General features: G+C 39.0%; 7 protein-coding genes and 1 pseudogene. 7 read left to right on the forward strand and 1 reads right to left on the reverse strand.

Annotation, left to right across the window (positions count from 1 at the left end; translation table 11 throughout):
- Window positions 1-95: 95 nt before the first annotated feature.
- The 6 genes and pseudogenes from AC1DSE_RS27870 to AC1DSE_RS27895 all read left to right on the forward strand — a co-directional run.
- A pseudogene (locus AC1DSE_RS27870) lies at window positions 96-302 on the forward strand (iron-sulfur cluster assembly accessory protein); the annotation flags it as partial.
- A 248-nt stretch (window positions 303-550) separates the two neighbouring features.
- Window positions 551-919 (forward strand): iron chaperone, encoded by a 369-nt coding sequence (locus tag AC1DSE_RS27875; RefSeq protein WP_477509722.1) that lies wholly within the window; start codon window positions 551-553, stop codon window positions 917-919.
- Window positions 920-1,507: 588 nt separating this feature from the next.
- The gene (locus AC1DSE_RS27880) at window positions 1,508-1,942 is read left to right on the forward strand and encodes a hypothetical protein (RefSeq protein WP_477509721.1); all 435 of its coding nucleotides are present in this window, start codon (window positions 1,508-1,510) and stop codon (window positions 1,940-1,942) included.
- Window positions 1,943-2,223: 281 nt separating this feature from the next.
- Window positions 2,224-2,562, forward strand: a complete 339-nt coding sequence (locus tag AC1DSE_RS27885; RefSeq protein WP_477509720.1) for an ArsR/SmtB family transcription factor — start codon at window positions 2,224-2,226, stop codon at window positions 2,560-2,562.
- A 45-nt stretch (window positions 2,563-2,607) separates the two neighbouring features.
- Window positions 2,608-3,468, forward strand: coding sequence for an aldo/keto reductase (locus tag AC1DSE_RS27890; protein WP_477509719.1), 861 nt, complete (start codon window positions 2,608-2,610; stop codon window positions 3,466-3,468).
- Window positions 3,469-3,806: 338 nt separating this feature from the next.
- On the forward strand, window positions 3,807-4,586 hold the full coding sequence (locus tag AC1DSE_RS27895; protein WP_477509718.1) for a class I SAM-dependent methyltransferase: 780 nt from the start codon (window positions 3,807-3,809) through the stop codon (window positions 4,584-4,586).
- A gap of 126 nt (window positions 4,587-4,712) precedes the next feature.
- On the opposite strand, the gene AC1DSE_RS27900 is transcribed toward AC1DSE_RS27895, so the two are convergent.
- Entirely contained in the window at window positions 4,713-5,630 is a 918-nt protein-coding gene (locus AC1DSE_RS27900; RefSeq protein WP_477509717.1) for a poly(ethylene terephthalate) hydrolase family protein, read from the reverse strand.
- A 193-nt stretch (window positions 5,631-5,823) separates the two neighbouring features.
- Between AC1DSE_RS27900 and AC1DSE_RS27905 the strand changes: the two genes are divergently transcribed.
- The gene (locus AC1DSE_RS27905; protein ID WP_477528537.1) at window positions 5,824-6,354 is read left to right on the forward strand and encodes a DinB family protein; all 531 of its coding nucleotides are present in this window, start codon (window positions 5,824-5,826) and stop codon (window positions 6,352-6,354) included.
- The last annotated feature ends 96 nt before the right edge of the window (window positions 6,355-6,450 follow it).

Raw genomic sequence — 6,450 nt, forward strand, 5'->3', positions numbered from 1 at the left:
ACTCAGAATCATGGAGATCATGGTCATTATGATATAAAGCTGGATACACCTACTGAACATGATGAAATTGTAAAAACAGACAAAGACATTGAAATACTCAGAATCATGGAGATCATGGTCATTATGATATAAAGCTGGATACACCTACTGAACATGATGAAATTGTAAAAACAGACAAAGACATTGAAATTGTATTAGATAAACGTGAACCGCTATTAGACGGGGTTTGGATTCAATATTTTTATGTGCCGGAAGAAGGTTTCTTCATAACGAACCCTTCTACAGGTTTTCTTGAAAAATAAGGTTTAAAATATTGATGGTCAATAGGGAGGATGCAAAATTGCATCCTCTTTAAGCATTTATAGAGAGTACATGACAGGATAATGATACTGTCCGACTGCTTGAAAACCTACAGATGGACAAAGTCCGGTAATGGAGTTCTGACGACTGCATAAAACAAAAATGCAGGATAGTTTAACTTCTTCGCGAATATTTCAAGTATGGAAAATATACTTAACGCAATCGGAAATCATTTTTAGGAGGGCACAACATGGAAGTTTTTGAAGAGTATTTAGCAACTATCGTTAACCCGCAACATCGGAGCCGAACGGAAGAAGTGTTAACTTGGGTAACTAAGAAATTTCCAAATTTAAAGCCAAAAATCGCCTGGAAGCAGCCTATGTTTACCGATCACGACACATTTATTATTGGCTTTAGCGTAGCCAAACAACATATGGCTGTTGCTCCTGAAAAAGCAGGCATTAATCATTTTTCTGAGGAAATTGTGCAATCAGGTTATGACAACACCAAGGAGTTGATACGTATCCCGTGGGCTAGTCCGGTCGATTTCTTATTACTTGAGAAAATAATCGAGTTTAATATTTTGGATAAGGCAGCCTGTTCGACTTTTTGGCGCTAGTATAAAACCTAACATGAAAATAGCTTATTCGCAATCGGGTTATTCAGGGCTATCAAAACTGAAGAGAGATATATTTACTAATTGGAAAACCAATGTTTAATAAACTAAAATAAATGACACGAGCAAGAGCGTAGGCACAAATGTGCTTACGCTTTTTTTTCATTTTTCAACGGGAATATAGAAATAGGAGGAAGTAATTGTCTAACATAAGGTATAATATGGTACAAAATAACTTTGTTGACAATTCGTTCGTAGTGAGAGTATTGGAGGGGAGCAATTATCAAGAAGAAAAATTGGATTGTCTTATCATTTATCTGTGTACTCTTAGGTCTATCAGCTTGGTTGACTGATATTTTATTTGAGCATATGTACAAATTGTGGTTGCTCACCTTTCTAATAAATCCTATAGGATTTTTATTTGGGCTTCTTGGAAGAAGTAAATGGGGAATGATCTCCAATGCACTAATGACCATCAGTGTTTTTATTTTTATGTTTATTGGATACTTAATTGCTGCCCTTTTTGGAGGACAGCCGTGAAATTAAAGTAATCAATTCGAAACGATTGATTTTTTAAAAGGGAGGTATTGTATGAGGAGAAATCATTTAATTTTCTTTATTTTGATCACTTCATTATTATTTCCAAGCAATTTATCAGCAACTTCATGGGCAAATGAGTTTGTTGTTTGGCATGGTTATGTTTATGTAATAAGTGATGAGTTTGTAACAGATATACATAAAAAGATTGGGCATGTCACTGTATATTCAGATATGGAAACCTATACTGGCAATTACTCTAACTCATATAAGAAGGGCACTAAATATTATTCAATTAAAGGTATTAGTACAGATGAAGCGATCGCAGTTCAACATAAAGATGGGAAGTTTATAAAAGCAAACAGAGATGGACAATTCAAAGGAGAGAATACTGATTACTCAGGTTTAGTGAGAAATGTGATCATTATTTCTCTATTAGCCATTTTGGTGATCTTTCTCGTTAGAAACAGATATAAGAAGCGGACTTAACTCGTATGTGCGCTCTAGTATGTAGATTATAGAAGTCAAATACGGGATTATTAAGGAAACAAATGCAAATGCCAACCAGATGTTCTTGGTTGGCATTTGTTTTTTTTACGAGGACAGGGCAGAAAACAGAACCGCTTTATGTGTTCGAAGAAAATAAAGTACTAGACTGAATTTGTTGAATCAAGCGTCTCGATTTTCTTTCCCGATATAGCGTCGGAAAAGGAAGGTGTGATACTCTTTATCTGTTCAAAGAATTAAACATTTGAATCTCGAAAGGAGGGGTGGATGTGAACCAAGAAATCACAGCTAATCTCGCAAACGAATTTAAAAATAATCAAAAGGTACTGACCGCAATCGGTGATGAAACCAGACAAGCCATTCTTATGACCCTGATTCAAGGACAACAAGATCCTGGTATGCGTGTGGGAGAGATTAAGGAGAAAACCCATCTATCCCGTCCGGCTGTTTCCCATCATTTAAGATTATTGAAGGAAGCGCAAATTATTAGTGTTCGTAAAGAAGGAACCATGAATTATTATCGTCTGAACGTCACAAGCAAGCTCAAGTTGCTGAAAAATCTTGTGGATGAAATCGAGATGCTGCTTTCGCAATGCGAATGACACATGAGCATTACTTTTTATAAAGCGAGGAGGGAGAACCCCAGAATGAACATGGTAATCAAAGCAGTGAACGGTATTAAAATTCCCCAATTGGGTTTTGGAGTGTATAAAATAAAAAAAGGGAAACATTTTGAAAGGGCTATTCGTGAGGCGATCCGTGCCGGCTATCGTCATTTTGATACGGCTAAAATTTATGGGAACGAAGAAGCACTCGGCCTAGAGATTCAAAAAAGCGGGATCCCCCGGGAACAATTCTTTATCACCTCAAAAGTGTGGACGACRGATCTCGGTTATAAAGCGACGAAAATAGCATTTGAACAAACCTGCAAAAAACTAAAAGTGGCGTATCTTGATATGTACCTGATTCATTTTGCCGGTCCTCATTATGTGGAAGCATGGAAGGCGATGGAGGAATTATACTCTGAAGGCAAAATCAAAGTTATTGGCGTTGCGAATTTTGAGATCAATCATCTTGAATATCTCATGAAGCATTCCAGCATTTCGCCAATGATTAACCAAATCGAAACCCATCCGGAATTTTCACAAAACGATTTGCACGATTATCTTGTCCAGCATCGAATTTCGCATGAGGCCTGGGGACCGTTGGGGCAAGGCAATAAAGCACTACTGGAGCGCCCGGAGTTAGTCGAAATCGCCCATCATCACAAAAAGTCGACGGCGCAAGTCATTTTGCGCTGGCATCTGCAGCGGGGGATTATTGTGATTCCTAAATCTTCAAACCCCATAAGGATAAAAGAAAACAGCGAGATATTCGACTTTGAATTAACCGTGGAAGAAATGGAAAAAATCAATCAATTAAACACGGGCAAAAGGCATTCAGTAAACCCGACCGGCTACATGGTGAATCCGTTTTATGTTAAGACGATGAAGCTATTTATTAGATAAATGTCAGAAATGGAAAGGAAACTTGCTCCCGCCAGGAACAAGTACAAAAAAAGGTCAGGAATCCTTCCTTTAGGTACATAGAGCAGCCCTCAACTTGATGATATGTGAGGGCTATTTGACGTTCCTTAATATAATAATTATCCATAGTTATTTAACTATGCTTCCCGTTCGTAATGGYCAAGCCCAGTCTAACACTTTATTTTCTTCTGACATTACGGACGGCAAAAGCAGCATTTACAACCTCAGGAACTTATGATAAATTGAAAGTAGTTTCACAATATGAAATGGTGTTTCATACAATGAAACAAAATACTCATTTTACAAAAGGAGGAGCAGCAATGGGAGAATCAATAAAAGATCAAGTACAGAAGCAATTTGGAAAAAATGCTGCAAAATATGTAACAAGCAGCCGCCATGCCAAAGGCGAAGATTTGGCTTTTCTTGTTTCGTCATCCCAAGACAACAAGGAGATGGAAGTACTTGACGTTGCAACAGGAGGCGGGCATGTGGCCAATGCGCTTGCACCGCTCGTCCGCCATGTGATTGCTTACGATCTGACAGAACAGATGTTAGAGAAGGCTGCGGAATTTATTCATGGAAATGGACATTCTAACGTCGACTTCGTACAGGGGGATGCTGAGCTGCTCCCATTTGCCGATGCTTCCTTTGACTTGGTAGCTTGCCGAATTGCAGCACATCATTTTCCGAATGTGCCTGCTTTCGCTTCCGAAGCATTCCGCGTCATTAAGCCGGGTGGCAAGCTGCTTCTAATTGACAATGTTGCTCCTGAGAATGATGCGTTTGATGAATTTTACAATAAGGTTGAAAAGCAAAGGGACCCTAGCCATGTTCGTGCCTGGAAAAAGTCTGAATGGGTTAACCTGCTGGAGAATAGCGGGTTTCGCCTTGACATCATGGTTCGTTTCCCCAAACCGTTTAAATTCCAAGATTGGTGTGAACGGTCCGATCTTCCAGAAGCGGAGCAGGCTTTACTTGAGACAAAAATGCTGCAAACCCCAAAGGAGATGAAGGATTTTTTCATTATCCAAACTGATGAATCGGGCAGACTTTCCTCCTTCAATGGCGAATCTGTATATATTCAAGCGATCCGTTCATAAATATTTCTTATGTAAACACCCCCATTTAAATAGAAAAGGGCTGCTCTCAAGTCAAATAGTTTTAACTACGATTTGAGGCAGCCAATATTTAATTGATAAACCAAAGCACATACGCTATGAAAGCTATTATTGCTGCATGTTTGCTGAATAAACATCTTTCCAGCGTTGGTTCTTTAAAATCTCAGCGTCTTTGCCCATAAAGGCGGCCATAGCCTGTGAATCGTCCATTAACCGATATCTCATCCATGCGGTCAGATATCCTCTATGTTGACCGCCATCTTGTTCAATCGCCGTATGTGCCGCTCCTTTAGCCATCGCCATCATTGCCGGAATATGTGGGTTTGCTTTACTAATCTCCACCTTGTTGGAGGATGAAGGAGAGATAATAAAATCACGCGTTCCACTCATTACAAAAAAAGGTACCTTTATCGCGGATGTGTCGTAAACATCCTCTGGATCACAATATTTCAGCTTCGGGAGCGCAATTGAAACAACCGTCTTGATGAGATCGCCATGTTCAAAGTTGGTGTGCGCGTTAATTACACCTGTGGAGCCTTGAGAATGACCTGCAGCACCTATTTGATCTTTTTGAATTCGTTGATAGAATGGGCTGCCGGGCATATCGTTTTGTGCTAACATATAATCAATAGAGGCAACAATTTCTTTTCCTGTCCCAGTTGTTGTACTAAAAGTATCAATAACTACAAATCCCCAACTAGCTAAATGGTTAAAAAGTTCATCGTATTGCTCAGGCAGCGCTCCTGTTCCGTTGCCCCAAGCAATGAGAGGATGCATCGAATCTTGTGATTTTGGGGAGTAGACTTTATACAGCTTTTCACCATGTTCGTCTAAGATCTCGCTCGTCTCTACATCGTATTCTCCAGATGATGCATATTTCTCTTCCACGCTGCCCGTCTCAAAAGCAGCRGAAACGGAGTTCACCAACAGAAAGGACACCGTAGAGAAAGCAATAATCATAATTAAAACAATGCCGGTCGTCCATAATAGCCATTTGCTTCTGAGAACTCTCTTAATTTGTGGCATACAATCTCCTCTCGCTATGACTAACGTGTACGTTATCCGAATGTCAGGGTGTAATGCCGGATGTTCATGATGATGAGCCTTATTAGTTTTCATAGTTGTTTAGTAGTTTTATTATACTCTATGCTTATCGGCAATGTTAATTTTCACATCAAACCGTTCGCAGTTCTTATTAAGCTAGGGAGGATGAATTAGAATGCTTTACGATTTAAAGGGTGAAGCGAATATGACACCTATTGTGGGAATGTTATTTTCCGCTGTAAAAGAGAATAATCAACGGCTGCAATTAATTACTGGCGGCATGTCACAAGAAGAAGTGGATTTTAAGGGGCCTGATCACAGTTTTAATAGTACTGCTCAGTTAATCAAACACATCATGTATGTTGATCTGAATTGGGTTTATAGATTAAAGGGGCAACCACTTCCACTGTCATTAAAGGAATTATATGGCCCCATGATAGATGAAAATAATAGACTTCCTATGGTCAAAGGGATATCTTTGAATACACTAATGACCAAATATGATGATGTATTAAAAATGTTAAATGATTCATGTGCACAATTAACAGAGGCTGATCTAGATAAAATTGTTACTTTTGGACATGAAAATGAAAAGCGTGYAACGATACGTTGGGGTTTGTGGCATATGGCTGACCATAGCCGCTATCATCAAGCTCATATTAATTTGCTTAGGAAATGGTATGGTGACAATTCGCAGTCTAAATAATGGGGGAACCACAGTCATCATTTTTTGTGCGTTGTAAAGATAAAAAGAGCAAACGCTGCTGCAACGTTTGCTCTTTTTATTGATGTAGCCTTACAT

It is taken from the genome of Paenibacillus sp. 01L418 (assembly GCF_056400045.1).